The organism is Streptomyces sp. NPDC034670 (assembly GCF_055574875.1).
The window spans coordinates 1-25769 of record NZ_JBVITR010000004.1; the positions used below are offsets into that span (position 1 = coordinate 1).

Below are 25769 nucleotides of genomic sequence, written 5' to 3' on the forward strand. Positions count from 1 at the left end.
GACACCCGCGCCCGCCTCGGCTACACCGCGCCGATCGGGTCGACGGACGAGTCCCGCATCCGGCACCTGACCGTCGCCCTGCCCCCGCAGCACGCCGCCCGCCTCTTCGACGCCCAGCAAGCCGGCGCCACCGACCAGCAGCTCCAGCAGATCGCCGCCGACGCGCTGCGCGAGGTGTACTTCCAGGACGGCGGCCGCCGCGCCGGCCAGCTGGAGGAGATCCGCTTCACCGACATCGAGCACCTGGAGTTCGACCTGTAGCGCGCCGCACGAAGGCAGGGGGGACGCCGGCCGTGACTGAGCCCTTCGGTCGGCGAGTGAGTGCTCCAGCCGACGGGCTGGACCTCCGGCATCGGTTGCGACCGCGAGCCAGTCGGCGTACTCGGTCGAGGCTGCACCGAGAAGGACGAAGCACCGCGAGGCGCCAGGGTTCGCCACGAGCCGGATCGCAACCGGCGATCGGCTTTCACGGGGATCGGAACCCCCGCGCGCGACACTGTGACGCGGATCACGCAAGGCGTAGAACCTGTGCGCATCGTCGGGCGTCTGGCTGGTGTGAGATCACGCGTGAGAACACTGGATGAGCTGGACGAGGAGCGCCTCGTCCGGCTGGTGGCCAGAGGTGACCGCGGGGCGTTCGACGAGTTGTACCGGCGCACGTCGCCGTGGCTGGCTGTGCGTTTGCGCCGCCGCTGCGCGGACGAGCAGATCGTCGCCGAGGTCATGCAGGAGACCTATCTGGCGGTGTGGCGCGCGGCCGGCGCGTTCGCCGGGAGTGCGGTCGGCGGGACGGCCGTCGGATGGTTGTGGACGATCGCGGCGCGCCGCCTCGTCGACGCGTTCCGGCGCCGTGCCCACCATGCCGAGCCGCCCGTTGCCGCCGCCGAGCGGGCGGTGGCGCCCGCCGCGGAGGACGAGGCACTGGCCGGGACCGTCGACGGGGACGTCGGTGACGCCCTTCGGCAGCTGGCGCCGGAACTTCGCGAGGTCCTGCAGGCCATGGTGCTGGACGGGTTCTCCGTGCGGGAGACCGCCGTCCTGCTCAGACTGCCCGAAGGCACGGTCAAGACCCGCGCCCGCCGGGCCCGGATCGCGATGCGGGAGGCGCTGGGATGAGCGAGGCACACGTGTCGATGCGGCTGCTCGACGACTACGCACGTGGTGATACGGAGATGGCCGTGGACACGGTGTGGGCGTTGGAGGCCCATCTGGAGACGTGCGCGGTGTGCCGGAGTCGTCTGGCGGCCTCCGTGGCCACCGAGGTGCCCGGCATCGCCACGCTCCTCGACACCGTCCGGGCCGGTCTGGAACCGCAGCTGGACGCGGCCGTCAGGACACCCTCGCGGCGACGCCGCCCGAGGTGGCTGTCGGCCTGGCTGACGCCGGCCATGGCCCCGTGGCTGGCCATGACCGTCGTGGTCGCCCTGATGGCGCTGCTGCTGGACTCGCTCGCGCCGCCTGCGTTCTTCGGCGACGTCTCTCCCGTGCTGGCGATCGCACCCGTGCTGCCGCTGTGTGGTGTCGCCGCATCGTGGTCGCGCGGCCTGGACCCGGCGTACGAAATGACGGTCGCGACCGCCCGAGCCGGCCTGCCCCTGCTCCTCAGGCGCACCACGGCGGTTCTCGTGGTGGTCCTGCCCGGGCTCCTGGTGGGGGGCTGGCTGACCGGAACCATGACGGCCGCGCAGTGGCTGCTGCCCTCCCTGGCCTTCACCTCCACCGCCCTGGCGCTGGGCAGCGTGGTCGGCGTGACGCGCGCCGCCACCGGGCTGGCGGTCGCGTGGGGCGTCGTCGTCGTGGCGCCCACGTGGGTCACCGGCCACGCCCCCCTCGCCCTGCGAGTTGTTTTCCAGCCCGACCGACTGCCCGTGTGGGGGCTGCTCCTCGCGCTCGGCATGGGCGCCGTGATCGCCCGCAGAAACGCGTACTCAACGCTGTGAAACCATCGTCGACCTTCGAAAGGGACCCCCGTACGATGCCCACCACCAACGCGGCCGACACCGCGCCGAAAACCTATGCCTGGGAGATCCGGGCCAGCGGCCTGAGGGTACGCGTCGGACGCAAGAAGATGGCCGTTGACGGACTCGACCTCTGCCTGGGCATCGGCGCCCACGGCCTCCTGGGACCCAACGGAGCAGGAAAGACCACCCTGATCCGGACGCTGGCCACCGTGCTGCGCCCCACCGAGGGCGAACTGGAGATGCTCGGCACCCGCGTGGGCCCGATGGCTGACCACCGGGCCCTGCGCCGCCGGATCGGCTACCTGCCGCAGGATTTCAGCTACTACAAGCGCTTCACGGTGCGTGAGTTCGTTGAGTACATGGCCTGGTTGAAGGAGGTTCCGAAGGCGGCCGTCCCCGCAGCCGTCCAGCGGGCCGTGGAACGGGTGGGCCTGGCGGACCGCGCCGACCAGCGGATGAAGACCCTGTCCGGCGGCATGGTGAGGCGGGCCGGCATCGCTCAGGCCATCGTCAACGATCCCGCGGTGCTGCTGCTGGACGAGCCGACAGTCGGCCTGGACCCGGCGCAGCGGTTGCGCTTCCGCGAGCTGTTGCAGGAACTGGGCCGTGACACGTGTGTGGTCGTCTCCACCCACCTGGTCGAGGACGTCGCGGCCGCCTGCTCCGACGTGGTGCTCTTCGCCGACGGCCGCCTCGTCTTCCAGGGCACGCCGGACGACCTGGCCGCGGCGGGCGGCCCCGAACACCCGGGCGGCAGCCCCCTGGAGCGCGGCTACTCAGCACTGCTCCAGGACTCCGAGCAGCCGGGAGGCACCTGGTGAACGCGCGAGTCCTGCGCACCGAGCTGAAGCGCTCCATCGCCCCGTGGCCCGGCATCGTCGTCCTGGCGGGCAGCCTGGCGGTCCTCCTGCTGATCGACGGGCTCTGGTGGCGGGGTGACGCGGCATGGACGGCCCAGTGGACCTCCATGGCCCTGTGGACCCGGTACCTGCTGAGCTTCTGGTGGCCGCTCGTGGTGGGCCTGGGCGCGGTGTACGGGCTGCGCGACTCCCGCTCGCGGATGGCCGAACTGCTGACGACCACGCCGTTGCCGGCCTGGCGCCGTACGGCGCTGCCGGCCGGCGCGACGGCACTCGTACTGGCGTCCGGCTTCGGCCTCCTGGTCCTCGTGGGCGGAGTCCAGGTGGCCCTCGGCGCCACCGCCTACACGAGTCTCGGCTGGCTGCCGATCTCGCTGGTGGCGGCGCTGTCCCTCGTCGCGGGGGCCGTGTTCGGCATGGGGGTCGCGCGGGCCGTGCCCTCTGCACTCACCCCGCCGGCCCTGACGGTGTTCCTCTTGCTGACGGCCCTCTCCCTGCAGCAGAACAATGAGGAGGCACTGCCGTCGAGCGCCGCGCCGAACCGGCTCGCCCTGCTGCTCCCGGCGACTGCGGAGCCGCGGGAGATGCTGCTGACCCTGTCCGGCTCCGTCCACCTCGGCCAGACACTCTGGCTGCTCGGCCTGCTTGCCACCGGTTTCGCACTGCTGTCGGCCGCGACCCTCCGGGCCCGACTGCTCGCGGTGGCCCCCGCCCTGGCCGGCGCAGCCCTGGCCCTGCTGATCCTCCCGGCCACTCCGCGCGACACCTACGTCATCGACGAGGCCGCCGCCACCCTGGTCTGCGACGGACCGGTGTGCGTGACGCAGGCGAACCGCTCACACCTGCCCGAACTCGCGCCGCGCGGCAAGGACGCGCTGCGCGTGCTGCACGACGCCCTGGGCGACGAGGCGCCGAACTCGGTGCGGGAGGACACCGGGCTGCGCGCGCTCGGCGACGAACGCCGACTCTCCGGCGACGCGGTGCTGGTCGACTTCGACGACCCGCTGATCGCCCATGCGACAGGGGCGGAACTGACCCGCCTCCTGGTCGCCCAGGGCCTGGCACCGAACTGCGCACCGCGCACCCCTTGGGAGGGCGGGGGGCAGCTCGACATTCCCGTACAGAGCATCGCCGCGAGCTGGGCACTGGGCGATCACCGGCTCAAACCGCTGCAGAAGCCGGACCCCTACGCGTACTGGCAGCGTGAATGGGCGGACGCCGACGTCGCCTGGCAACGGCTGATGGCGTTGTCACCGGCCGAGCAGCGCTCGCGGATCGCCGAGGTGCACGCCGCCGCTCTCTCCTGCACGGCCCACGACGGGCTTTCGGTGCTGGCGGGGGAGGCGTCGCCATGAGGTGGCTGATCCTGTACGCCCGTTCACGACAGGTGCCCACCTCGGCCGCAGCGGTCGCGCTCGTCGCGCTGGCGGCGTGGACCTTCAACCAGGACGGCGCCGGCCCGATGAGCCTGGGGACCGCGGTCCTGATCCTCACCGCGAACGTGGCGGCCGCTTCCGTCGGGCTCGGTGGGCAGGACGCCGCGCTGGATCGGACGGCCGCGATCCGGTGGATGCCCCGGCGGGCGGCGCACGTGCTGCTGGCCGGCGCGGTCGCCGGGGCGGCTCTGCTGGCGGTCCAGGCAGCCGGAGCCGAGCTCGCCCCGACCGCGCTCGTCGTCCGCGACAGCGCCGGCTTGGTCGGCCTGGCCGCGCTCGGGGCGGTGCTCTGCGGGGCCCAGTTCGCATGGACCCTGCCGATCGGCTGGCTCGCGTTCACCCTCCTCGTCCCGGCTCCGCCCGGCATCGCGGGAGAGGTGAGCAACTGGATGATCGTTTCCCCCGCCACGACGGCCTCCGCCGCGACCGCGTGGGCCCTGCTGGCGACCGGCACCGTGCTGTACGCCGCAGCAGGACCGAGACGGTGACGGACACGCTCCGCGCTGAGCGCTTCAGTCGGCGAACTCGCCGACTGAAGCGCTCAGTCACACCGGCGGGTCCACGGACCATGGGACCATCGTGTCCGCGGCCCCGGCGCCCTGGCCCCGCCGTCCCGCCGGCCACGGGCCGAGCGGCTCGACCGGAGGCGGGCGGCGCCGGGCCGCGGTACCTGGGGGAGCGAGCGGGGGAGCAGCGGGATGACGGAAGTGCGCCGGGAGCGCGGGCGTGCCGAGCGGCTGACCGAGGGACTGACCGTCGCCGTGGCGTCGGCCCTCTCGTTCGGCCTGCTGGCCGGTGTGTCGGTGGTCTTCGGCACGACCGCCTGGCGCCTGGTCACCGACACCGGCACCACCGTGTTCAGCCGGTTCTCGATGCCGGTGATCCTCCTCGTCCTCGTGGCGCTGCCGCTCGTCCTGGCCCGCGCGGTGTTCCGCTCGGGCCGGCGCAGGGGCAGGGAGCGGCTGACGGCGGCGGTCCCGGCGGCGCTGGCGCTGCTCGGCGCGTCCGCCGTGCCGTTCGCGGCCCTGTGCCTGGTCGTCGTGTACGCGGACTGACCTCCGGCCGGGCACAGTCCGCCGCCACGGAGGCGGGCTCGTCCTCGGCGGGAAGGGCGCGAGCCCTCCGGCGGGGTGACCGGCGGGTGCGGCGCACGGGGCGCCGCACGGGGCGCCGCACCCGGCTTCCGGCCGGCGCCGGACCGGCCGAGGAGTGACGCGGCCATCCCGGCGCACGTGGTGCGGCGCACTCGCCGGCGGACGCACGGAGCCGGCGGACCGGGCTGAGGCGGGCGGTGGGGGCCTCGGCGCGCTGCCGGCGGGAGGCGCCCCGGAGCCACCGCGGCCGCGGGCCGGCCGGAGTCGGGAAACGCGAGGTCCGGCCGGTCCTGCGGTCGCCGGCCGGAGTCGGGAACCGCGCCGCCGTATGGTCCGTGGGTCGTACGGTCCGTAGGTCCGTACCGGTGAAGCTTCCGGTGCCGGTCCCGCCGCCTCGGTGGTGGGACCGGGTCGTCTCCCTATGCTCACGGCATGGTTCAGGTACAGGAACGGCCGGGGCTGCACCGCGGACTCGGGGGCGACCGGCGGGCGGTCTGGTCGCTGGCTGCGGCGGCCGTGCTGTGCCAGGTTCCTTACCCGCTCGTGTCCGGCCCGCAGCGCGACGTGCTCACCGTCGTCGGCGTGGTGGTCTTCTGCCTGGCGTCCCTCGCGGCCGCCGCGCTGCGGCACGGTGTGCGGGGCCCGCTGGCGCTGTTCGTGGTGGCGGGACTGGGGGGCCTGGCGGTGGAGGCCGTGGGGGTGCGCACGGGCTTCCCGTTCGGCGCCTATCACTACACGGGCTCCCTGGGGCCGAGCGTGGCGGGGGTGCCGGTGGTGGTGCCCCTCGCCTGGATCATGATGGCCTGGCCCGCGCTGGAGGCGGGGCGCGTACTGGCCGAGGGCCGGGGGCGCGCCGGGACGCGTCCGGCCCGGGTGCGGACGGCGCTGATCGGTGGGTGGGCGCTGGCGTCCTGGGACGTCTTCCTCGACCCGCAGATGGTCGATGCCGGGCACTGGATCTGGTCGGACCCCCATCCGGCGCTTCCCGGCGTGGAGGGCGTGCCGCTGACCAACTTCGTCGGGTGGGTGGCCGTGTCCGTGGTCATGGTCGCGGCCGTGGACGCCGCCTCCGGGCGCTCGGCGCGGCGGCCCGCCGGGAACGGCGGGCCCGGCGGTCCGGCCCTCGTGCTGTACCTGTGGACCTACGCCTCCTCGGTGACGGCCTGTCTGGTGTTCTTCGGCCGCCCGCAGGTGGCGCTGGTGGGCGGGACGCTGATGGGCCTGGTCGCCGTGCCGCTGGCCGTGCGGATGGCGGCTTCCGCCGGGAGACGGGGGTGAGCGGGTCGCGTTCCGTGCGGACGGTGGTCGCGGCGGGATCGGTGCTGGCGGCCGCCGGTACCGCGCACAGCGCCTGGAACGGCAGGGCCCTGCGGACCCCGCCGGCGGACCCGCCGCCGGTGACCGAGCACGTGTCCCTTCTGATGCCGGTGCGCAACGAGGCCGGCCGGGTCGGCCCCGCGCTGCGGTCGCTGCTGGCGCAGGAACGCGTGCCCCGGGCGGAGGTCATCGTGCTCGACGACCAGTCCACCGACGACACCGGTGACGTGGTTCGCCGCCTGTGCGGACCGTACCGGCACGCCCGGGTCGTGCGCGGCACGGCGCCGGAGCCCGGTTCCCCGGGCAAGGCCCATGCCTGCCACCAGCTCGCGTCGCTCGCGCGGGGCAGCGTGCTGGTCTTCGTGGACGCGGACGTGGTGCTCGCGCCGCATGCGGTGGCGTCGTCGGTGGCCCTGTTGCGCTCGACCGGACTCGACCTGGTCTCCCCCTTCCCCCGCCAGGCCGCCGAGGGACCCGCCAATCGGCTCGTCCAGCCCCTGCTGCAGTGGTCATGGCTCACCGCACTGCCGTTGCGGCGGGCGGAGACCTCGCCGCGGCCGGCGCTGTCCGCGGCCAACGGCCAGTTCCTCGTCGTGGACGCCGCCGCCCTGGACCGATGCGGCGGCTTCGCCGCGGTCACGGACGAGGTCCTCGAGGACATGGCCCTCATCCGGGCGCTGAAACGGGTCGGCGGCCGGGGCGGGATCGTGGACGGCAGCCGCCTCGCGAGGTGCCGGATGTACGAGGGCTGGCGCGACCTGCGTGAGGGGTACGGCAAGTCCTTGTGGACGGCGTTCGGGTCCGGCGGCGGCACGGTGGCGGTGTGCGCCCTCCTCGTCTGGGCCTACGTGGTGCCCCCGCTGGCAGCGCTGCGGGGGTCGCGCTGGGGGGCGGCCGGGTACGCCGCGGCCGTGACGGGGCGGGCGCTGACCGCGCGGCGCACGGGTGGGCGGTGCTGGCCGGACGCGCTGGCCCACCCGGTGTCCGTGGGCTTGCTGGTGGTGCTGACGGCGCGGTCCTGGCTCGGTCACCGCCGTTCCACGTTGACGTGGAAGGGCAGGCCGCTGCGGGGGTGGCACTGAGGTGGCCCGCGTCGCCGTGATCGGTGCCGGCATGGGCGGGCTGGCGGCCGCCGCCCGGCTCGCCCGTCGGGGACACCACGTCACCGTGTACGAGCGAACGGCCACGTGCGGAGGCAAGCTCGGCACCGTGCGCCGGGACGGTTTCGTCTTCGACACCGGGCCGTCGCTGCTGACCCTGCCCGAGGTCTACCGCCGGCTGTTCGCGGACACCGGCGCACCCATGGAGCGCTGCGTGCCGCTGAGGCCGGTGGAGCCGGCCTGCAGCTACCGGTTCGCCGACGGGACCCGCCTGGCGATGCCCGGTGACCCGCGCCTGGTGCCCGGTGCGCTGGACGACGCCCTGGGCGAAGGGGCCGGAGCGCAGTGGGCCCGGCTGCACGCGGCCTCCGGCGAGCTGTGGCGGCTGGTGGGCGAGAGCGTGCTGCGGCGTCCGCTCGGCGGTCCGGCGGAACTGCTGCGCCGCTCGGTCCGCCCCCGCGACCTGGTGGCTGTCGCCCCCTGGCGCACCCTGCGGGGCACCGGCCGACGGTACCTGCGCGATCCCCGGCTGCGCACGTGGCTGGAGCGCTACGCCACCTACAGCGGCTCCGATCCCCGGCGCGCGCCCGGCGTCATGGCGGTGGTCCCGTACGTGGAGCAGCGCTACGGCACCTGGTACGTGCCCGGTGGCCTCCGCCTGCTGGCCGAGGCCGTGGAGCAGCGCTGCGTCGACCTGGGGGTGCGGTTCCGCTACGGCTGCGGGATCACCGCGGTGGACACCTCCGGCCGGGGCGTCACCGGCGTCCGCCTGGCGGACGGCGGCACGGCGGCGGCGGACGTCGTCGTCTCCGGCGTCGACGCCGCGGTCCTCTACGGGCGCCTGTCGGCGGACCGGCGCGGGCACCGGCCCCTGACCGCCCTCACCCGTGCCCAGCCCTCGCTGGCCGGGTTCGTCCTCCTGCTCGCGCTGCGCGGACGGGACCGCCGGACACCGCACCACCGGGTTCTGTTCCCGGCGGACTACGACGCGGAGTTCGACGCCGTTTTCGGCACCGCGGCCCGTCCCGCCGCCGACCCGACGGTGTACATCAGCGCTCCGGACGACGCCGCACTGCGCCCCGGTGACGCGCACGAGGCGTGGTTCGTCCTGGTCAACGCTCCCCGGCACTCGCCGTGGGGGGCGCCCGGCACCGTCGACTGGACCGCCCCGGGGCTGAAGGAGTCCTACGCCGAGCGGATCCTGGACGTCATGGCCGACCGCGGCACGGACGTGCGCCGACGCCTGCTGTGGTACGAGGCCCGCACCCCCTTCGACCTGGAACACGCGACCGGAAGCCCGGGCGGCGCCATCTACGGCACCTCGTCCAACGGCGTCCGCGCCGCCTTTCTCCGGCCGGCCAATCGCTCCCCCGTCCCCGGGCTCTTCCTCGTCGGCGGATCCGCCCATCCCGGCGGCGGCCTTCCGCTGGTGGCGCTGTCGGCGGAAATCGTCGCGGCGCAGATCGGCGACGCCTGACTCCGCGGGGCCCCTACTTCAGCGCCCGTGCCACCCCGGCCACCAACTGCGGAAAGCCGACGGCTCCGGCCACCGTCCAGCACACCACGCACACCACCGCCCAGTCCCATCCCGTCCCCGGCGTGCCTTCGGGCGACAGACCGCTTCCCAGGCACGCGACCGCGCACAGCACCACCCGCAGCGGCCGTTCGGCGACGCTCAGCGCCCCGACTCCGCGCATTCCCGCCGCATGGGCCCGGGCCCGCACGTACTCGTGCAGCTGGGTCAGGGAAGCGGCCACCAGGCACCAAGGGGCCGGCGCCCCCAGGACGTACAGGACCACGACGAGCAGGAGGTCCGCCACCCGGTCGGCCAGGGCGTCCACCACGGCGCCCAGGGGGCGGGCCCGGTCGGTGACCGCGGCGACCGCGCCGTCCAGCCCGTCGAACAGACCCGACAGGACGACGAGCGCGCCGGCGGCCAACGGCCACGGGCCGCCCGCGGCCGCCGGCCCCACGGCCGCGGCGACCGCGAGGGGTCCTGCCAGCGACAGGAGATCGGGCGGCACGGCGCGCAGCGGACGCGTGCGGGCGCAGCGCTGGACCAGCGTCACCCACCTCGAGACCAGGAGGCTGCCGGAAGGGTCGTACCCCCCGTGGCGCTCGGCCCACCGGGCCAGGGCGTCGGCGCGGCCCCGTGCCCCGGGGCCGGTGAGCGCCCTCCCACGGCCGGGGAGGCGCGCCCGTGCGACCCCGGCCGCCTCGGACCACGACCGGGGGGCGGGCCCACCGGGCGGGCCGTCGTCCGGGGTCCGGCTCCTCCGGAAGGGGCGGGGCAGCGCGAGGAGGAAGTCCGCGCGGCCGTCCAGGCAGTGCATCAGCCGGTAGCCGACGAGCAGGACCGCGTGCAGCAGGTACAGCCACAGACCCAGTGCCACGGTGACACCGGGGACGACGAGCCCGCCGAACGGCACGCTCCAGTCGACCGGGATGGCCAGGAACACCACGAAGCCGCAGAGGAAGCCGCAGAGGAACGCCCCCGTCACGAACGCGGCCAGGACCGTCGCCCGGGGACCGGCGACACCGACGCCGACGAACCGGAAGACCAGGAGCACCTCCGTGGAGAGCAGGACCCACAGCAGGTGGAAGGCCAGGAAGGCGGACATGGCGGGGCGCCAGCCGCCGGCTTCGGCCAGTCGGGCCAGCGCCGGGCCGGCGTACAGGGCGGTGCCCACCAGAAGCGGGGCCGCCAGCAGCGCGGGCACCAGTCCCAGCCTGCCCCGCCAGCCGGTGAACGTGTCGTCCTCCGCCGCCACCGGGGACACCTGCAGGAAGCCCCGGCGCAGCCCTTCTCCGTACAGGGTGGCGGGCACCAGCGCGACGGCGAGAGCGGGCCAGGACAACCGGACCACCGCCTCGGCCAGGGTCCGCAGTCCCGCCTGCACTCCGTGCCCGTGCGGAAGCGCGTCCGCGATCCGTGCCACAGCCTGCCGGGTGCCGTCCATGCCGAGCGCGGACGCGCACAGCCGGAGCAGGACGAGCGCCAGGGGAACGACGGAGATCATTCCGAAGAAGGAGACGCCGGCCGCCACCAGGGCGACCTGCCTGCCGTGCAGACCACCGCGCACCTCGCGGGCGAGCAGGCGCAGCGCGCGCCGCCGCGTGTGCGTAGCACCAGTCGGCACCGGCTGCTCCTCTGCACGTCTCCTGAGGCATATGCGTGCTTTGCGGTGACAATACACAGGGCGTGGCGCGACGGCGGTCCTCCCATGGACGCACACGTCTTTGTCGTCACCTCAGCGCCGGTCCCGTTCCGGCGGTGCGTGAACCCGTCAGGAATCCGGGTGGCCCCCTCCACGAAGGGGACCGACCGGCAGGCCCCCGAGGGGCAGTGCGGCGGCACGCGCACCGCCGCCGGCCGGGCCCTGGGGCACCGCCACCTCCCGAGGCCCCGCCCGTACGGCGGGGCGTGCCCGGCCTTCCGGCGGCCGGAGCGGGTCACGTCCCTCGAATGCCCCCCCGGAAGTCGCCGCGACCACGGGGCGCTCCTAGCTTCGAGGGACAGCCGCACCGACCGGTGCGGCCGGACACCACCGGAGTCAGGAGCCCTCTCCGTGACCCCCACCGACGCCATGGCCGCTCCTCCCGGGCGAGGCGAGTTCACCGGCACGCTGACCTACACGGTCGGCGAGTACAACATGATCCAGTACGCGCTGGCGGTGGCCGCTTTCGCCATGCTCGCGGGCTTCCTCTACGCGATCTCCACCCGCAACGAGGTCTCCCCCCGTTACCGGGGCGCCAGTATCGCCAGTGCCCTGGTGCACGCGGTCGCGTTCCTGGCCTACCTCGCCCTGTTGGTCAACTGGCGGACCTCCTACACACTGCGCGACGAGCTCTACGTGCCCGTCGGGACGTCCTCCTTCGACGGCGGGCTGCGGTACGCCGACTGGAGCGTCACCGTGCCGCTGCTCGCGGTGGAACTGCTGGCCGTGTGCGCGGTCGCGGGCAAGCGGTTGTTCACCCTGCGCGCCCTCGCCATCGCGTCGGCCTTTCTGATGATCGTCACGGGCTTCCTCGGCGCGCAGGTCTTCGACGCCGGAACGCGCGTGCTGTGGATGGCCGTGTGGGCCGCCGTCAGCACGGTGTTCTTCCTCGTCCTCTACGCCGTCCTGGGCAAGGCCGTCCTGGACAGCGTCAAGGAACTGCCCTCCGGCACGTCCACCACGCTGAAGCGGGCGACGATCACGCTGTTCTCCGTCTTCGGCGCCTACCCGCTGATCTACCTGATCCAGCAGACCGTGGGCCCCGACTCCCATCTGGTCGCCTGGGCGATGGTCACGCAACTCGGTCTCTGCGCGGCCGACATCGTCGCCAAGGTCGGCTTCGGCGCGATGATCCACAAAGTGGCCAAGATGCGCACGGCGGAGGACGTGCGCTCCGGGACCGAAACCCACCCCGAGGAGGTCTGGATCTCCTCGGTCAAGCAGGCGGACGCCTGGCCGCCCGTGGCCGCCGCCCTGACCGGGCACGGCGCCCACCCGGCACCCGTACAGGTCTCCGATGGCAACGGGCACCGCGTCCGCTGACCCGTCCGCGCCCCGCGTGCCGCCGGGCGCGCGGGCGGCCGGCCGCCTCCTCGACCGGGTCGGCCGGATCTCCGTCACCGCCGTTCTGTGCGTACTGGCGGTGCAGTTCCTCCACCCCGGATGGTGGGACGACCACGCGCTCACCGTCTTCGCCCTCGGCCTCCTGGCAGGAGTCCCGCACGGAGCCGTCGACCACCTGGTCCCCGCCTGGTGCCAGGTCCGCGGAGGGAGCCGGCACCACCGTCCCCTTCTGCTGCTCGGCTACGTCTGTGCCGCCGCGGTCGCCTTCGCCCTGGCCCTCCGGCTGCCGGCTTCCGCTCTGTGCGCGTTCCTGGCCCTGTCGGTGGTGCACTTCGGCCGGGGCGAGACGTGCGTCAACACGCTGCGCGCCGGGGCGGTCCCACCGCCGGCCGGGACGCTGTGCACCGTCGCGTACGGCACGGTCGTCACCGTGCTGCCACTGGTCCGGCACCCCGACGAGGTCAGGGCTCTCGTGCACACCCTCGCACCGGGGGCCACCTGGCTGCTCGCTGCTCCCTTCCGCCCGGCCGCCACCGTCCTGATCACCGTCGTGACCGTGGCCGCGTGCACCCTGTTGCTGCGTCACCGGCGCCCCCGCGACGCCGCCGAACTGCTCCTGCTGGCCACGCTCTTCTGGCTGGTGACGCCATGGGTGGCATTCGCCGTCTACTTCGCCGCCTGGCACTCCCTGCGGCACGTCGCCCGTCTCCTCCTGGCCGATCCCGCCAACCGCCCCGCGCTGCTCGCCGGCCACTTCGGCCGGCCCCTGCTCCGCTTCTGCCGCCAGGGGGCTCTCCCCACCGCAGCCGTCCTGGTCGCCGTCGCCGCCGCGGCACACCTGGGCGAACCGCACCGCCAGGCCCTGGCCACCGCAGGCGTGGCCGTCCTCGCCGCACTGACCCTGCCCCACCTTCTCGTCGTCGTGCTGCTCGACCGCCACGACACGCGCGAACCGCCGTCCGCGGCCCGTAGGTCCCCCCGGACCCGGCCCGTGCGCATGCCGACGCCCCCTGCCTGACACCGCACGCGTCCGTGCCTCCCGGCCGCAGACGGGTGAGCAGGAGCCGGCCGACGGCCCGGCCGGTGAAAACCCCGACCACCCGGGTCCACGGCCGGACCGGCCGTCGCACCACCGGACGGCCCGCGGCCGCGCGCCGGCCCGTGACGTGACCCCGCCGGTGCGCCGGTCAGGGGACGCACGGCGGGCCCTGTTCCCGGCTCGACCCGCCCGTGCCGGAGGCCCCGCGCACCAGCACCGCCTGCGGCTCGGTACCCGGCTGACGCAGGACCACCAGCGTCCTGTCGACGGGGGCGCGTCGACGTCCGGCGCGTAGGCGATGGACCCGGTGGCCCCGCTGCAGGGGGCGGTGCCGCCGGCGAGCGTGGTCAGCACCGAGCGGCGCTCGGTCCGTCCGGTCCGCGCCGTGCGACGGTCCGCCCGCGGCCTGCCCGGAGCTCCCGGTGAGCGAGGGCCGGGGGCCCGGCTCCCGCGTGTCCGCCCGCCGCTGTGCCCCGGACTCCGCGACAGCCTTTCTGACACGCTGGTCCGCATGGTGACACTCGACGGAGAGCCCGTATCCGCTGACGACCTGCTTCCCCTGGCCCTGACCAACCTGGGCCACTTCACCACCATGCGAGTCGAGGCCGACGGCACCGTCCGCGGCCTGTCCCGGCACATGGACCGCCTCGTCCGGGACTGCGGTGCCGTCCTCAGCGCCGACCTGGACCCCGGTCGCGTCCGCGACCTCCTCCGCCGGCGCCTGCACGGACAGGCTCTGCCCTGCATCGTCCGCGTCACGGTCTACGACCCGGGCGCGGACCTGGGTCACCTGGCCCGGGCCGGCGAGCCGCACGTCCTGCTCTCCGTGCGCGCGGCCGGCCCCATGTCCCCACCGCCACTGCGCGTGATGGCCGTCACCCACGAACGCGACGTGCCTCAGGTCAAGCACGTCGGGCTGTTCGGTGCCCTGCACGCCCGACGCGCAGCGCAGCTCGCCGGATACGGGGACGCGCTGTTCGTCGACCGGGACGGACGGGTCGGCGAGGGCAGTACCTGGAACGTGGGTTTCGTCGACCGGGACGGCACCGTGGTGTGGCCACGGGCCGAGGTGCTGCCCGGCGTCACGATGGCACTGCTGAAGGAGCACGCCGAGCACCGGGTCGCCCCCCTCACCCTGGAACGGGCCAAACGCATGCCGGCCGCGTTCGCCACCAACACCGCCTTCGGCGTCCGCCCCTTGGCGGCGATCGACGAGACCGGGTTCGCGAGCGACCACCCCGTGCTGGACCGCCTCCGCGAGACCTACCTCTCGATCCCCGGCGAGGCCCCGTAGCCGACGGCCGCAGGGGACGGGCCGCCGCCGGACTCGCACGGCCTTCCTTCGCTTCCGCGACGGCCCGGTCGGAAGCGGGTCCGCCCGACCGGCCGCGGCGCGCCCGTCCAGCGCGGCGGCCGCTCCCGATCGGATGACGCGCCGCCGCCGGCGCTTGCGCCGACGAGCCCCGTGGATCCGGGCCGCGCAGCGGGTGACCAGCGATTCTTGCCACACCTTTACGTTTTATCACAGGTGATATAGAGTGTGATCAAGTTGCCGACCCGGGACGGCCGTTGGGCGGATTCCGCCAACGGGCGTATGGGTGTGCGCATGTGCTGCGCTTTTGACCGAAGCGTCGCCGCGTAAGTGGTAAGGGGGAAACTGGGGATGCAGTCTGTCCCGCCGAAGATCGAAGTCAGAATGTACCGACCACAGGTGGATCCGTCCTCGCTGGAACGTCTTCGGCGGGTACTGGAGTCCGGCTGGATCGGGCTTGGACCCATAACGAGACAGTTCGAAGGGGAGTTGGCGTTATCTGACTTAGTCGGCAAGCATCCGGTAGCCGTCAATTCGGGGACCGCCGCCCTGCACCTCGCACTCGTCGTGGCCGACGTGCCCAAGGGCAGCGCCGTCATCGTCCCCGCCAACACATTCGTCTCGACCGCAGCGGTGGCACTCCAGCACCAATGCCGCGTGGTTCTCGCCGACATCGACCGCACGACGGGCAACATCGATCTGGCTTCGGTGCGGGAAATCCTGGACACCGAGCCGGACGTCACCGCCGTCATCGCCGTCCACTACTCGGGAATACCCTGTGACATAGCAGGCCTCAACGAGATATCCCACGAGTACGGAGTGGCGGTCATCGAGGACTGCGCCCACGCCATCGGTTCCCTCTGGCAAGGGCGCCCGATGAGCGCGTCACCCCACATTCAAGCCTATTCCTTCCACGCGACGAAGGCCCTCGCCATCGGTGAAGGCGGATGCGTCACGTTCCCCGATGCCGCCTCCGCGGAGCGGGCGAGACGGCTCCGCAGACTCGGGATCGACATGAGCGCCCGCTCCTGGGGAAACCCCTACGACATCCCCGAACTGGGCTTCAAGTACAACATGGGCGACATCGCCGCGGCGGTCGGCCTGGCCCAGCTGGAAGGCATCCAGGACAAGCTGCAAAAGCGCAGGTCCATCCTGCGGCGCTACCGGGAACGACTGGCCGGCTCACGGGTGGAACTCGTCCGCGAGGCCCACGACTCGGATCTCTCCGGGGGCTTCGCCGTCCCGGTCCTCGTCAAGGACCGGGAACGCGTACGGAAGGAACTCGATGCGGCCGGAATCGAGTCCGAGATCTATTTCAAGCCGCTGGGAGAATTCCCGCTGGGTGCGTCGCGTCCCACTCCCGTGGCAGAGGAATTTGCCCGCGACGTCATCTGTCTCCCCATCCATCCGCTGCTCACCCTCGACGAAGTCGACTACGTCTGCGGCCGATTAAGCGCATGCGTGGCATGAACGCGTACGCGACGAACGGCGCACCTGCCACTCATCCCTCCGGTGTGCAGGTGATCGACACTGTCCGGGAGTTGCGCTCGGAGTGCCTGCGCCGACGCCGGTCACTCACCGCACGCGTGCTCCCCCTTTCGCTGACTGATCTGCGGTGCTGGTCCATGACCGAGGACGGTGCCCTGGCGCACGAGACGGGCCGCTTCTTCCGCGTCATCGGCGTCCGAGACCTGTCGGACCCCCACCACCCTCTCGAACAACCTCTCATCGAGCAGTCCGAGGTCGGAATGCTGTGTCTTTTCGTCACGCAGTTCGACGGTGAGTTCCACGGCCTGGTCACCTTCAAGTTCGAGCCCGGAAGCCCGGACGGCATCGAAATCGCGCCCACCGTGCAGGCCACCCGCAGCAACTACGAGGCCGCGCACGGCGGAAACCGGGTGCCCGCCGCCGAGATCGCGCTTTCGGAGGAAGTGCCGACACTCGCCGACGCAGTGCAACGTGAGCAGGAGTCGTGGTTCCTCGGGAAGGTCAACCGCAATCGCATCGTTCTGCTCGACCCGCAGGAAGCCGTCGATGTGGCTCGGACCGTCCCGGAAAGTCGTTGGGCGCCGATTCCCGTGTTGCTGCAGGCAGCGTTGGAAAGCCGCCTCATCAATATGGACCTGCGGTCCGTCCTGTCCATGTGGCCGCTGGAGGCCACCGCCTCGACGGACCGCCTCGGCCCGGTGAGGGAACGGCCCTCCCCGGACGGACACGGGCCAGGACCGGGCGGATCGAGTCCGGAAGTCGTTCCCCTGAACCGGTTGTCGCACTGGCAAACAGGGGAAAGCATCGATCACCGGCAGCGCCGGTTCTTCTCCATCGTCGGCTGCCGCGTCGAGGGACAGGGCCGGGAGGTCGCGTCCTGGGACCAGCCGCTGCTGGCGCCGGTCGGCATGGGACAGTGCACGCTGCTGATCCGCCCCGGTCCCGAGGACCTGGAGGTGCTCGTCGCGGAACGAGTCCGGATCGGATCCGTCCGCGGGCCCAGTCTCGAGGCGAGGTTCCAGCGAGGTGACATAGCCGACCACGCGACGGAGCCCCGGCGACGGACCATGACCGCCGAGGCGTCGGGTCTGTCCCGCTGCCGTGCCGTCCACACCGCAGTGCACGCCGAGGAAGGAGGCCGGTTCCGCGGCGCCCTCGTCACCTACCAGCTGGGACTGCTGACCGACGCCGTCGAGGAGGGGCCGGACGACCGGTGGATCGCCCTGCGGGAGCTGGAAGCGCTCGGGCGGCGCGGTGACCGGCTCAGCGTCGAGCTGCGCACCTGTCTGACGATGGTCAAAGGGCTCATCACCACAGGAAGCCTGAAGCCATGATCGCGGCCATGGGGAACTCCGAGTACCTGAGCCGACGGGTCGCGCCCTTGCTCCGGGAACTCAACGGCACCGACGATCCCGTACTCGTGGGCACCGACCACCCACGCCGTACGGACCGCCCGGTACCGCCCGAGGGGCTCACGCTCACCGACCGTGACGCGGTGCTGGCCCATGAGAACGTCGACATCGTCTACATCTCCAGCGCGACCGGCCGCCATGTCGACGATTGCCGGGCGGCGTTGGCCGCAGGGAAGCACGTGCTGGTGGAGAAGCCGGTCTGTCTGACCGCCGCGGAGGTCCGCGAACTGGACTCCACGGCCCGTGCCCACGACCGCGCGGTCTTCGAGTGTCTTTCCTATCCGCACCACCCCGCCTGGACCGACTTCCTCGCCCGGGTGCGGGCCGAGGACTGGACGGACCGGGTGACCGTCTCCGCGGTGTTCCGCATCCCGGAACGGGAGGCGACGGACTTCCGCCGGCGTCCGGGCCACGGAGGGGCGGCCGCGGATCTGGGGACCTACTGCGTCGACGCGCTGGTGAGACTCGGTGCCGTCGCCGAGGAGCTGCACATCGGCGCCGTGCTGTCCGGGGACTCGAAGACCGACGCCGGCACGGCGGTCGCCAGCGGATCGACCGGTGGACGGGCCGTCACCTACACCGCATCGTGGGCGATCGGCGACGCCTATGCCAACAGCGTCGTCGTCGCGGACCCCCACTGGCGCCTGGAACTGCTCCGCGCCTTCTCCCCGCCGGTCGACACCCCGGTCCGGGCCGTCGAAAGACGGCCGGGCGCATCCGAGCCGACCGTCGTCGCGGCCTCCGGGCCGGTCAACGCGACGCGCGCGTGTCTCGCCGCAGGAACAAGGCTTCTCCGGGACACGGGCACGGCCGGCCTGGTCGACCGCTCGACCGTTCTGCGCCGCGTCGCCGCACTGGAGCCGGCGACCGCGCTCCTTCCCGCATGACCCACACCTCTCGACCGTAGATCGACCACGGCCCCGACGCGGGCCGGAAGGCGGTAGGCAATGAGGACGACGAACCCTGTCAAAAAACGAGTCGCCGGAATTGTGCTGGTGGGAGGCACCGGATCACGGCTCTTTCCGGCGACCCGTGTCGTCAACAAACACCTGCTTCCCGTGTACGACAGGCCGGCGATCGCCTTCTCCATGGACGTGATGGCGGAATGCCGTGTCGACACGCTGGTCCTCGTCTGCAACGCGGCGGACGAAGAGACATACCGGAGCATTCCCACCTGGCTCGGATACTCCGACCTGGAGATCCGTACGGTTGTCCAGGACGAGCCCAACGGCATCGCGGGTGCCATCGCCTGCGCCCGGGAGCACCTGGAGCCCAGGGGGTACGAGCGCATCGTCGTCGCCCTCGGGGACACGCTGTACGTCCATGACTCGGCCTGGGCCAAGGACATTCTCGACAGGGCCGACACCACGGGCTGCAGCGCCGCGGTCGCGGTGATCGAGCACCCCGATCCCAGGGACTTCGGAGTCGTCGAGAGCACCGCGGACGGGACGGTGGTCCGCGTCCGGGAGAAAGCCGACGTGCGGCACAGAAGCCAGGTCTGCACGGGTCTGTACTCCTTCGACGGATCGATCTGGAAAAGGCTGGAGTCGATCGTGCCGTCACACCGCGGCGAGCTCGAGATCACCTCCTTGCTGGAGTCGTACATCGATGACGGCGGCCTCACCACCGTGCCCGTGCCCGAAGACGCCGGGTGGTTCGACGTCGGCACACCCGACCGCCTGGTCGACGCCGCGGTGGCCCGCCGGCGACTGCTCGCCTGATTCCCCCACACCCCAGGGAGAGAAAGTGACCACTCAGCAGAACATCGACGAAGCGTCGTCCGCCGTGCACGGCGACATCCTCATCAGGGACGCCACGGAAGCGGACCGCACGGTGATCCAGGGGCTGCTGCACGGTTCCCTCAGGAGGAACTACGACGGCGACCACGTCGCCCAGGCCGACCGGATCCTGGACGCGCACCTGGCGGGCGGCAAGGACCCCGTGGGCCACTTCTCGAAGACGCAGCACGTCTACGTCGCCGAGGCCGACGGCGAGGTGGTCGGCGTGATGAACATCGCCGAGAAGCGCCAGGGCACCATGAAGATCAGCCCGCTCATCGTCAACCCCGACTTCCGCGGCTCCAACGGCGCAGGCTCGGCACTGCTCGCCAAGTCCGTCGAGGTGGCGAAAGCCCGCGGTGTCCGGCAGCTCTACGGCACCGTCGCCGAGCCCAGTTCCTGGATCGAGACGTTCTACCTGAACCGCGGCTGGACGTGCGGGTCGCAGTCGAACAGCCAGTACCGCCCCGGCGTCGTCGAGCACGCGATCTACTACAACGTCGACCAGGACGAGTCCGAGACCGTACGGGAGCAGCTGAAGTTCGAGGAGTACTCCCCCTCGAAGTACGAGGAACTCGAACGGTTCCTGACCTCCCGCATGCATGTCTTCGTCGACGGCGTCGACGAGGACTTCGTCCGCGCCCTGGTGGCGGGGCACGAGCGGCGCGGCTCGCGCCGGGTGGAGGCCAAGTACAAGGAGATCTACCTCGGGTACGAGTCCGACGTCCTCAGTTCGGTCATCGCGTTCGGACCGAAGAAGGGCGGCTCGGTCAAGCTGATGCCGCTGAGCGCCGTGTCCCAGAACGCCCTGCGGGAAACCCTCAGGTTCGCGCAGTCCTGGGCGGAGGGCCGCACCCACAAGCTCTACACGCACCAGCACGTGGACCCGGCGGTCGTGACGGCGTTCCAGAGTGAGATGTGGACGCTCGAGGGGTTGCTCCCGGAAGCGTACGCGGCGGGGAAGGTCGCCGCTCAGTGGGGCTGGCTCGTCGGCGAGAGCACCCATCTGGGACGCAACTCCGACCGCATGAAGGCCTACACCGAGCGCTTCCTGAACTTCGTCCGGGAGCGGGGCTGGGACCAACTGGAGGAGGCACGCAGCCTCGCCATGGCGATCGGGGGAGAGGCCGGCGAACTGCTGGCCGAACTCCAGTGGCTCGGCGAGCCGGAGGTCGTCGAGCTGCTGCGCGGCGACCGGGAGTTCCGGACCAGGCTGTCGTTCGAGGCGGCGGACATCCTCAACTACCTGATCCGCTTCGCGCGCTACTGCGACTTCGACCTGATCGAGGCGGCGGACAAGAAGCTGGCCGTCAACATCGACCGCTTCCCGGTGGAGGAGGTCCACGGCCTGAAAGGAAAGCGGTACAAGGCCGGCCGCTGAGCCCGCACCGGTGGTCCGTCGAACCAGGAGCCGAAGCCAATGAACATCTTGTTCGTGTGCAGCGTGTACTACCCCGTGACCGGTGGTGCCCAGGATCCCATCGACCACCTCGGGGCGGAGCTGGTCGCTCGCGGGCACCGGGTGGACGTGCTCACCCGGCACGTGCCCGACACCACACCGAAGGAGGAGACACGCAACGGGGTGCGCATCCACCGAGTCCCCAACACGGTGCTGCCCTCCGACTTCCGAGCGCTGACGACGGAGCTGCGCGAGTTCGTCGGGAACGTCCGCAAGCCGGACGTCATCCACGTCGTCGGCCTGCGCCGGCCGCTCCCGATGATCGCGGAACTCCTGGCCTGCCTGTGGCACGTGCCGGTCATCCAGACGGTCGGCGGCTACGACATCCCCGATGTGGTCGATCCCGACCCGCGGCTCGTCTGGCTCACCGGACGGGACTTCGTCCTCCCGGCCATGCGGCGGGCGGACCTGCTCAACGCGGCGTCGGACGATCTCGCCCGGCAGACCGAACTGCTCGTCGGGGAGCGGGCACCGGTCCCCACCCTGTACGTGGGGATCGACCACGACCTCTTCAGCACCGCACAACCCCACGAGAAGGCACGCGCCTGGGGGCCCTACGTCCTGTCGCTGCGCCGCCTCGAGCCCGCCAAGTGCGTGGACCGGACGATCGAGGCGATCAGCCTCCTGAAGGACGAGATCCCGGACCTCCAGCTGGTCGTGGCCGGGGACGGCAGCGAGCGGGCCTTCCTCGAACAGTACGCCGACCGGCTCGGCCTGGCCTCCCGCGTCCACTTCATCGGGGAGGTGCCGATCGAGGAGGCGGCCTGCCTGTTGAAGGGCGCCTTCGCCACCGTCGTGGCCTCGAAGTCGGAGGGCGGCGGCCTGGTGAACGTCGAGGCCCAGGCCGCCGGGTGCCCGGTCATCGCCACCCGCGCCGGAGGCATCAGCGAATACCTCGGAGGCGAGTCGGGCGCGCTGTACGTGGACGCGCCGGACGGCGGGCTGATCGCGCAGGCGCTGCGGACCCTGTGGTTCGAACCGGACACCAGGGAACGGCTCGTCGCGACCGCACGCCCCCTGTCCGAGCGTCTGTCCACGCGTTCGCTGGCGTCGGAGTACACGGCGGTCTACGCGGACCTGGCGCGCGCCCACCGGCCACGGGAGTTCGTGCCCTGGGACATGATCACCGCCGCCCTGTGGGAGGAGATCTCCGTCCCCGCCGGGCGCACCCCCACCCTGGACGAGCCGTGGCGCGTGCCACAGGCGGTCGAGGACCTGGTGCTGTCGACGGCGGACGCGGACTTCCGCGCGCTCGGACACGGCGCGGACGCCTTCTACTACCTGGGCTGGTCCAGTGGCGTCCCGGTCGAGCAACTGCGCGAAGTGTGCGCGTACGTGGTGCGGGCCACGGACGGGATGCCGAGGGACACCGTCGCCGCCGGCCTGGAACACGCCGCTGACTGGGGGCGCTTCGACGTCGAGAGCTGCCTCGGATACATCCGGACTTAGGAGACGCATGTCGAAAGGTTCCGCACGCCAGGCCATCCCCGTGACGTCGAAGCGGTTCTACGGCGCGTACTCGCGCGGCTACGCCACCTACCTGGAGCAACACGCGGGTTATTTCCGCGCCGTCGAGCAGGACATAGCCGAAGCGGCGGCGGGCCGGAAGGGCCTCGCGCTGCTGGACATCGGCACGGGCACCGGGGAGCGTCTGCAGAGAGTGGTCCGCGAGGTCCGTCCCGAGCGGGTCGCCGCCATCGACGAGAGTCCCGAGATGGCCGCCCTCGCCCGGAGCAACTGCCCCAGCGCCCGGGTGGTGGCGATACCCCTCGCGGCGCCCGGGCTGCCGGCCGCACTGGCCGCGAAGTTCGATCTGGTGACCTGCCTGGCGAATGTCCTGGGCCACCTCCCACGGGCACAACTGGTGCCCGGACTGCAGCAGGTCAGAAGCCTGCTGAAGCCGGGAGCCGTGTTCGTGTTCGATGTCAACAACCGGTACAACGCCGTCGCGTACGGCCGGCTCAGCGCGGCCCGCAATGTGGCGAGAGACCTCCTGCTGCCCGGCGGCGGGGAATTCACGGCGGCGTACCGCCATGGCGACGAGGTGTTGTACACCCCGGTTCATCTGTTCAGTCCGTCCGAAGTGGCCCGTTTGCTGCGGAAGTCGGGGTTCGAGATAGCGAGCCTCCGCTTCCGGGACTACGTGACGGGACAACCGCGTGGCCGGTTCGGCGGCAGCATCGTAGTGAAGGCGGTCAGCGCATGAGCGATTCCCTCCCCCGTGGTCCGAAGGTCTTCCTCGCGGCGCCCTTCGGGAACTACGTACGTGACGACGTGTTCCTGCCGGAGAAGAAGGCGGAGATCCTCAACTACCACACAAGGCTCTCCGAGCTGGGTGCGTCGGTCTTCAGCTCCCACATGAACGAGGAGTGGGGCGCTGCGGGACTGGCGCCCGACGACTGCATGCGGGACGACCTCCGCGCCCTGCACGCGGCCGACAGCCTGTGCGCCCTCGTCGGCGACGAACCCTCGGCGGGCGTTGCCTTCGAACTCGGCTACGCGGCCTCGATCCGCCGGCCCACGGTTCTGGTCACCACGTCCTTCGCCGCTCTGTCGTCCATGATCCGGGGCATGGGCAGTCTGCTCGAACTGGAGGTGGTCGAGGGGGACCCGGGCAGCCGGTCCGTCATCGAGAAGGCGTGCTCCGCGGCGGTGGACCTCGGCCGGAAGTACGGGCGCTCGGACCGCTTCTGGGAGAGCCCGGAACTCGAACACGCCTTGAAGTTCCGCTCGTTGGAAGGGGCGCAGTGAACGTGCCGGCCTCGACCTCCCGCGCCGTCCGGATCGGCGTCCTGGGCGTCAACTTCGGCTGGGGACCGCACGCCGCGCTGGAGACGATCATCAGCGAGATCAGGCGGACGGTCTCCGGGGACTGCCACATCGTCGCCTTCGGGAGCGAGTACGGGCGGTCCCTCATGGAGAACGTCGTCGACGAGTGGTGCGCCTTCGACGGATCGGACTACGACACGCTGACGCGCGCCGCCGCCGCGAAGCACCTCGATGTGGCGCTCGTGACCCTTGAGGGGTTCGCCGCCCGCGCCTTCGAGGCGGCGGGCGTGCGCACGGTCTTCGTCGACCTCATGCCCTTCCTGTGGCACGGCGCCGACCTCGCCGTACCCCCGCTGGAGGTGAGCCACTACCTCGCGCTGAGGCTCCCCGGGCTGTCCCGGGAGACCCTCGGCTGGATGCGGGAGATCCGCAACCTGCGCTGGATCGGCGCGGTGGTTCCCCCGCAGCCGCTCGACGCGACGCGGCACACCCACGGATACGCCGAGGGCAACCGGCGAGCGATCGTCACCCTCGGCGGGATGCTGGGGCTGACGATGCGGGACACCACGACCTACCCCTCCCTGGTGCTTCCAGGAGTGATCGAGGCGCTGATCGACGCCGGATTCGAGAGCGTCCTCATCGCCGGAAACACCCCGCGCGCCGCTCTGGACGCCATCGTCGCCCCCTACCGCGGGGGCGCGGAGTTCCGCTTCGGTCCGCTGACGCGTGCCGAGTACCGCACCCGCATCGCCGAGAGCGCCCTGTGCCTCAGCCAGCCGGGGCTGATGAGCCTCCTCGAGGCGAGTTCCTGCGGGACCCCGTTGATCCGACTGCCGCCCCAGAACGTCTCCGGGTACCAGCAGGCGGAGATCCACACGATCGCGACCGGGGCGAACACCGGCGTGAAGTGGCCCGCCGACGTCGTCGACGAGGCGGAGGTCAGACGGAGGGCGGCCAAGACCGAGGCGGACGGCAACGACTACGTCTACTGGGCGATCGCGGACGGTTTCCACCGTCGGCAGGACTGGACGCGCGTGTCCATCCGCAGGCAGGTCGAGAAGCTGATCCCGAGGTGCCTGGCGCTGCCGGCCGAAGTCTGGACCGGACTGGTGGACAAGGTGGGGACGGACGGCGCGAAGGTGGCCGCGGAGGTCGTGATCGACACGGCTCGCGCGCCGGCCAGGAAGTGACGGGGTGTCAGGTTGGTCAGGACCGCAGTCGTCTTCGGCGCCAAGGGTTTCGTCGGAAGCCGTGTGAGCGCGGCGCTGGCCGCGGACGGATGGCACTGCATAGGGGTGGACCGGCACGGGCGGGCGACCGGAGGAGCCGGGGACGTCGGCCGTTCCTACTACTCCGGGAACGACTGGTCGCCCGTCGCGCTCTCCCGCTTCCTGCGGCGTTGCGGCCCCGCCGTGATCGTCAATGCCGCGGGTGCCTCCTGGTCCACCGACCTCTCGGTGGTGCACCGGGACAACGCCGTGTGGCCGTGCCGGCTCGCGGCGGCGTGCGAGATGTCGGGGACGACGGAATCGATCGTGCACCTCGGCTCCTCGCACGAGTACGGCGACACCGCCCCGGGCGTGCCGGTGAGCGAATCGAGCGTTCTCGCTCCCGTGACGCCGTACGGCAGGGCCAAGGCCGTGGGAGCGTCCTGCCTGGTGCGTGCCGCCTACCGGATGGACCGGCCGCTGACGCTGATCCGCGCCTTCAACGTGATCGGCCCGGGACACGGCACGCAAGGCGTCTGGGCCACCGCGGTCGGGCTGTACCGGGCCGCGGCACGGGCGGGCTCGGGCCAGGTGGTGGCGAACGTGCCGTTCCCGGACACGGCGCGGGACCTGATCGACGTGCGGGACGTGGCCGCCGTGGTGAGCCTGGCCGCCGGACGTCCGGGCCCCGCGGCAGCCGTCTACAACGCGGCGTCCGGGACCGCGACGACCATCGGCCAGCTCTTCGACGCCTTCACGCGGCAGACCGGGATCCCCCACCGGTTCACGCGGAATGCCGTGGGGCTGCGGACCGGGCCGAGGTGGCAGTGCGCCGACATCACACGTACGCGATCACATCTGGGGTGGACGAGGCGCTTCACCCTGACCGACTCCATAGGCGCGGCCCTCGCCCTGGACGAGACCGCGCCAGCTCCGCTGGGCTCATCCGGCCCGTAGTCAGGGCACACCCATGG

At 72.2% G+C, this 25769-nt stretch carries 24 protein-coding genes; 23 read left to right on the plus strand and 1 reads right to left on the minus strand.

Annotated features, from left to right (window positions below; translation table 11 throughout):
• The 10 genes from tpg to ACZ56B_RS03955 form a co-directional block, all read left to right on the plus strand.
• A partial coding sequence (tpg, locus tag ACZ56B_RS03910; RefSeq protein ID WP_468785940.1) for a telomere-protecting terminal protein Tpg occupies window positions 1-261 on the plus strand: 261 nt, incomplete at its 5' end.
• 306 nt (window positions 262-567) lie between these two features.
• Window positions 568-1116: an RNA polymerase sigma factor gene (locus ACZ56B_RS03915; RefSeq protein WP_468785942.1), complete on the plus strand. Its 549-nt coding sequence runs from the start codon at window positions 568-570 to the stop codon at window positions 1114-1116.
• Window positions 1113-1940, plus strand: coding sequence for a zf-HC2 domain-containing protein (locus ACZ56B_RS03920; protein WP_468785944.1), 828 nt, complete (start codon window positions 1113-1115; stop codon window positions 1938-1940). Before ACZ56B_RS03915 ends, ACZ56B_RS03920 begins: the two co-directional genes overlap by 4 nt.
• A gap of 35 nt (window positions 1941-1975) precedes the next feature.
• Window positions 1976-2782: an ABC transporter ATP-binding protein gene (locus ACZ56B_RS03925; RefSeq protein WP_468785946.1), complete on the plus strand. Its 807-nt coding sequence runs from the start codon at window positions 1976-1978 to the stop codon at window positions 2780-2782.
• Window positions 2779-4176: a hypothetical protein gene (locus tag ACZ56B_RS03930; RefSeq protein WP_468785948.1), complete on the plus strand. Its 1398-nt coding sequence runs from the start codon at window positions 2779-2781 to the stop codon at window positions 4174-4176. The genes ACZ56B_RS03925 and ACZ56B_RS03930 overlap by 4 nt, the downstream gene beginning before the upstream one ends.
• Entirely contained in the window at window positions 4173-4745 is a 573-nt protein-coding gene (locus tag ACZ56B_RS03935; RefSeq protein ID WP_468785950.1) for a hypothetical protein, read from the plus strand. The genes ACZ56B_RS03930 and ACZ56B_RS03935 overlap by 4 nt, the downstream gene beginning before the upstream one ends.
• 210 nt (window positions 4746-4955) lie before the next feature.
• Window positions 4956-5312: a hypothetical protein gene (locus ACZ56B_RS03940; protein ID WP_468785952.1), complete on the plus strand. Its 357-nt coding sequence runs from the start codon at window positions 4956-4958 to the stop codon at window positions 5310-5312.
• Window positions 5313-5783: 471 nt separating this feature from the next.
• The gene (locus ACZ56B_RS03945; protein ID WP_468785955.1) at window positions 5784-6629 is read left to right on the plus strand and encodes a carotenoid biosynthesis protein; all 846 of its coding nucleotides are present in this window, start codon (window positions 5784-5786) and stop codon (window positions 6627-6629) included.
• Complete coding sequence (locus tag ACZ56B_RS03950; RefSeq protein ID WP_468785957.1) at window positions 6626-7750, plus strand: glycosyltransferase family 2 protein; 1125 nt, start codon at window positions 6626-6628, stop codon at window positions 7748-7750. The genes ACZ56B_RS03945 and ACZ56B_RS03950 overlap by 4 nt, the downstream gene beginning before the upstream one ends.
• 1 nt (window position 7751) lies before the next feature.
• Window positions 7752-9245, plus strand: a complete 1494-nt coding sequence (locus ACZ56B_RS03955; RefSeq protein WP_468785959.1) for a phytoene desaturase family protein — start codon at window positions 7752-7754, stop codon at window positions 9243-9245.
• Window positions 9246-9258: 13 nt separating this feature from the next.
• On the opposite strand, the gene ACZ56B_RS03960 is transcribed toward ACZ56B_RS03955, so the two are convergent.
• A complete protein-coding gene (locus ACZ56B_RS03960) occupies window positions 9259-10908 on the minus strand; it encodes a YhjD/YihY/BrkB family envelope integrity protein (RefSeq protein WP_468785961.1) in 1650 nt (549 codons plus the stop codon).
• A 429-nt stretch (window positions 10909-11337) separates the two neighbouring features.
• Here ACZ56B_RS03960 and ACZ56B_RS03965 point away from each other — a divergent pair, with 429 nt between their 5' ends.
• The 13 genes from ACZ56B_RS03965 to ACZ56B_RS04025 all read left to right on the plus strand — a co-directional run bounded on the left by ACZ56B_RS03965 (window position 11338) and on the right by ACZ56B_RS04025 (window position 25752).
• On the plus strand, window positions 11338-12309 hold the full coding sequence (locus tag ACZ56B_RS03965) for a bacteriorhodopsin (protein ID WP_468785963.1): 972 nt from the start codon (window positions 11338-11340) through the stop codon (window positions 12307-12309).
• Window positions 12284-13348 (plus strand): Brp/Blh family beta-carotene 15,15'-dioxygenase, encoded by a 1065-nt coding sequence (locus tag ACZ56B_RS03970; protein ID WP_468785965.1) that lies wholly within the window; start codon window positions 12284-12286, stop codon window positions 13346-13348. Before ACZ56B_RS03965 ends, ACZ56B_RS03970 begins: the two co-directional genes overlap by 26 nt.
• Before the next feature lie 532 nt (window positions 13349-13880).
• On the plus strand, window positions 13881-14663 hold the full coding sequence (locus tag ACZ56B_RS03975; RefSeq protein WP_468785967.1) for an aminotransferase class IV: 783 nt from the start codon (window positions 13881-13883) through the stop codon (window positions 14661-14663).
• 369 nt (window positions 14664-15032) lie between these two features.
• Window positions 15033-16151, plus strand: coding sequence for a DegT/DnrJ/EryC1/StrS family aminotransferase (locus ACZ56B_RS03980; protein WP_468785969.1), 1119 nt, complete (start codon window positions 15033-15035; stop codon window positions 16149-16151).
• On the plus strand, window positions 16148-17503 hold the full coding sequence (locus ACZ56B_RS03985) for an NDP-hexose 2,3-dehydratase family protein (RefSeq protein WP_468785971.1): 1356 nt from the start codon (window positions 16148-16150) through the stop codon (window positions 17501-17503). The genes ACZ56B_RS03980 and ACZ56B_RS03985 overlap by 4 nt, the downstream gene beginning before the upstream one ends.
• Window positions 17504-17511: 8 nt before the next feature.
• The gene (locus ACZ56B_RS03990) at window positions 17512-18468 is read left to right on the plus strand and encodes a Gfo/Idh/MocA family protein (RefSeq protein ID WP_468785973.1); all 957 of its coding nucleotides are present in this window, start codon (window positions 17512-17514) and stop codon (window positions 18466-18468) included.
• Between the two features lie 60 nt (window positions 18469-18528).
• Window positions 18529-19302, plus strand: coding sequence for a sugar phosphate nucleotidyltransferase (locus tag ACZ56B_RS03995; RefSeq protein ID WP_468785975.1), 774 nt, complete (start codon window positions 18529-18531; stop codon window positions 19300-19302).
• A 25-nt stretch (window positions 19303-19327) separates the two neighbouring features.
• On the plus strand, window positions 19328-20740 hold the full coding sequence (locus ACZ56B_RS04000) for a GNAT family N-acetyltransferase (protein WP_468785977.1): 1413 nt from the start codon (window positions 19328-19330) through the stop codon (window positions 20738-20740).
• A gap of 39 nt (window positions 20741-20779) precedes the next feature.
• Complete coding sequence (locus ACZ56B_RS04005) at window positions 20780-22267, plus strand: glycosyltransferase family 4 protein (RefSeq protein ID WP_468785979.1); 1488 nt, start codon at window positions 20780-20782, stop codon at window positions 22265-22267.
• Between the two features lie 7 nt (window positions 22268-22274).
• On the plus strand, window positions 22275-23024 hold the full coding sequence (locus ACZ56B_RS04010; RefSeq protein WP_468785981.1) for a class I SAM-dependent methyltransferase: 750 nt from the start codon (window positions 22275-22277) through the stop codon (window positions 23022-23024).
• Window positions 23021-23569, plus strand: coding sequence for a nucleoside 2-deoxyribosyltransferase (locus ACZ56B_RS04015; RefSeq protein WP_468785983.1), 549 nt, complete (start codon window positions 23021-23023; stop codon window positions 23567-23569). The genes ACZ56B_RS04010 and ACZ56B_RS04015 overlap by 4 nt, the downstream gene beginning before the upstream one ends.
• 2 nt (window positions 23570-23571) lie before the next feature.
• The gene (locus ACZ56B_RS04020; RefSeq protein ID WP_468785985.1) at window positions 23572-24777 is read left to right on the plus strand and encodes a hypothetical protein; all 1206 of its coding nucleotides are present in this window, start codon (window positions 23572-23574) and stop codon (window positions 24775-24777) included.
• Between the two features lie 12 nt (window positions 24778-24789).
• Window positions 24790-25752, plus strand: coding sequence for an NAD-dependent epimerase/dehydratase family protein (locus tag ACZ56B_RS04025; RefSeq protein WP_468785987.1), 963 nt, complete (start codon window positions 24790-24792; stop codon window positions 25750-25752).
• The last annotated feature ends 17 nt before the right edge of the window (window positions 25753-25769 follow it).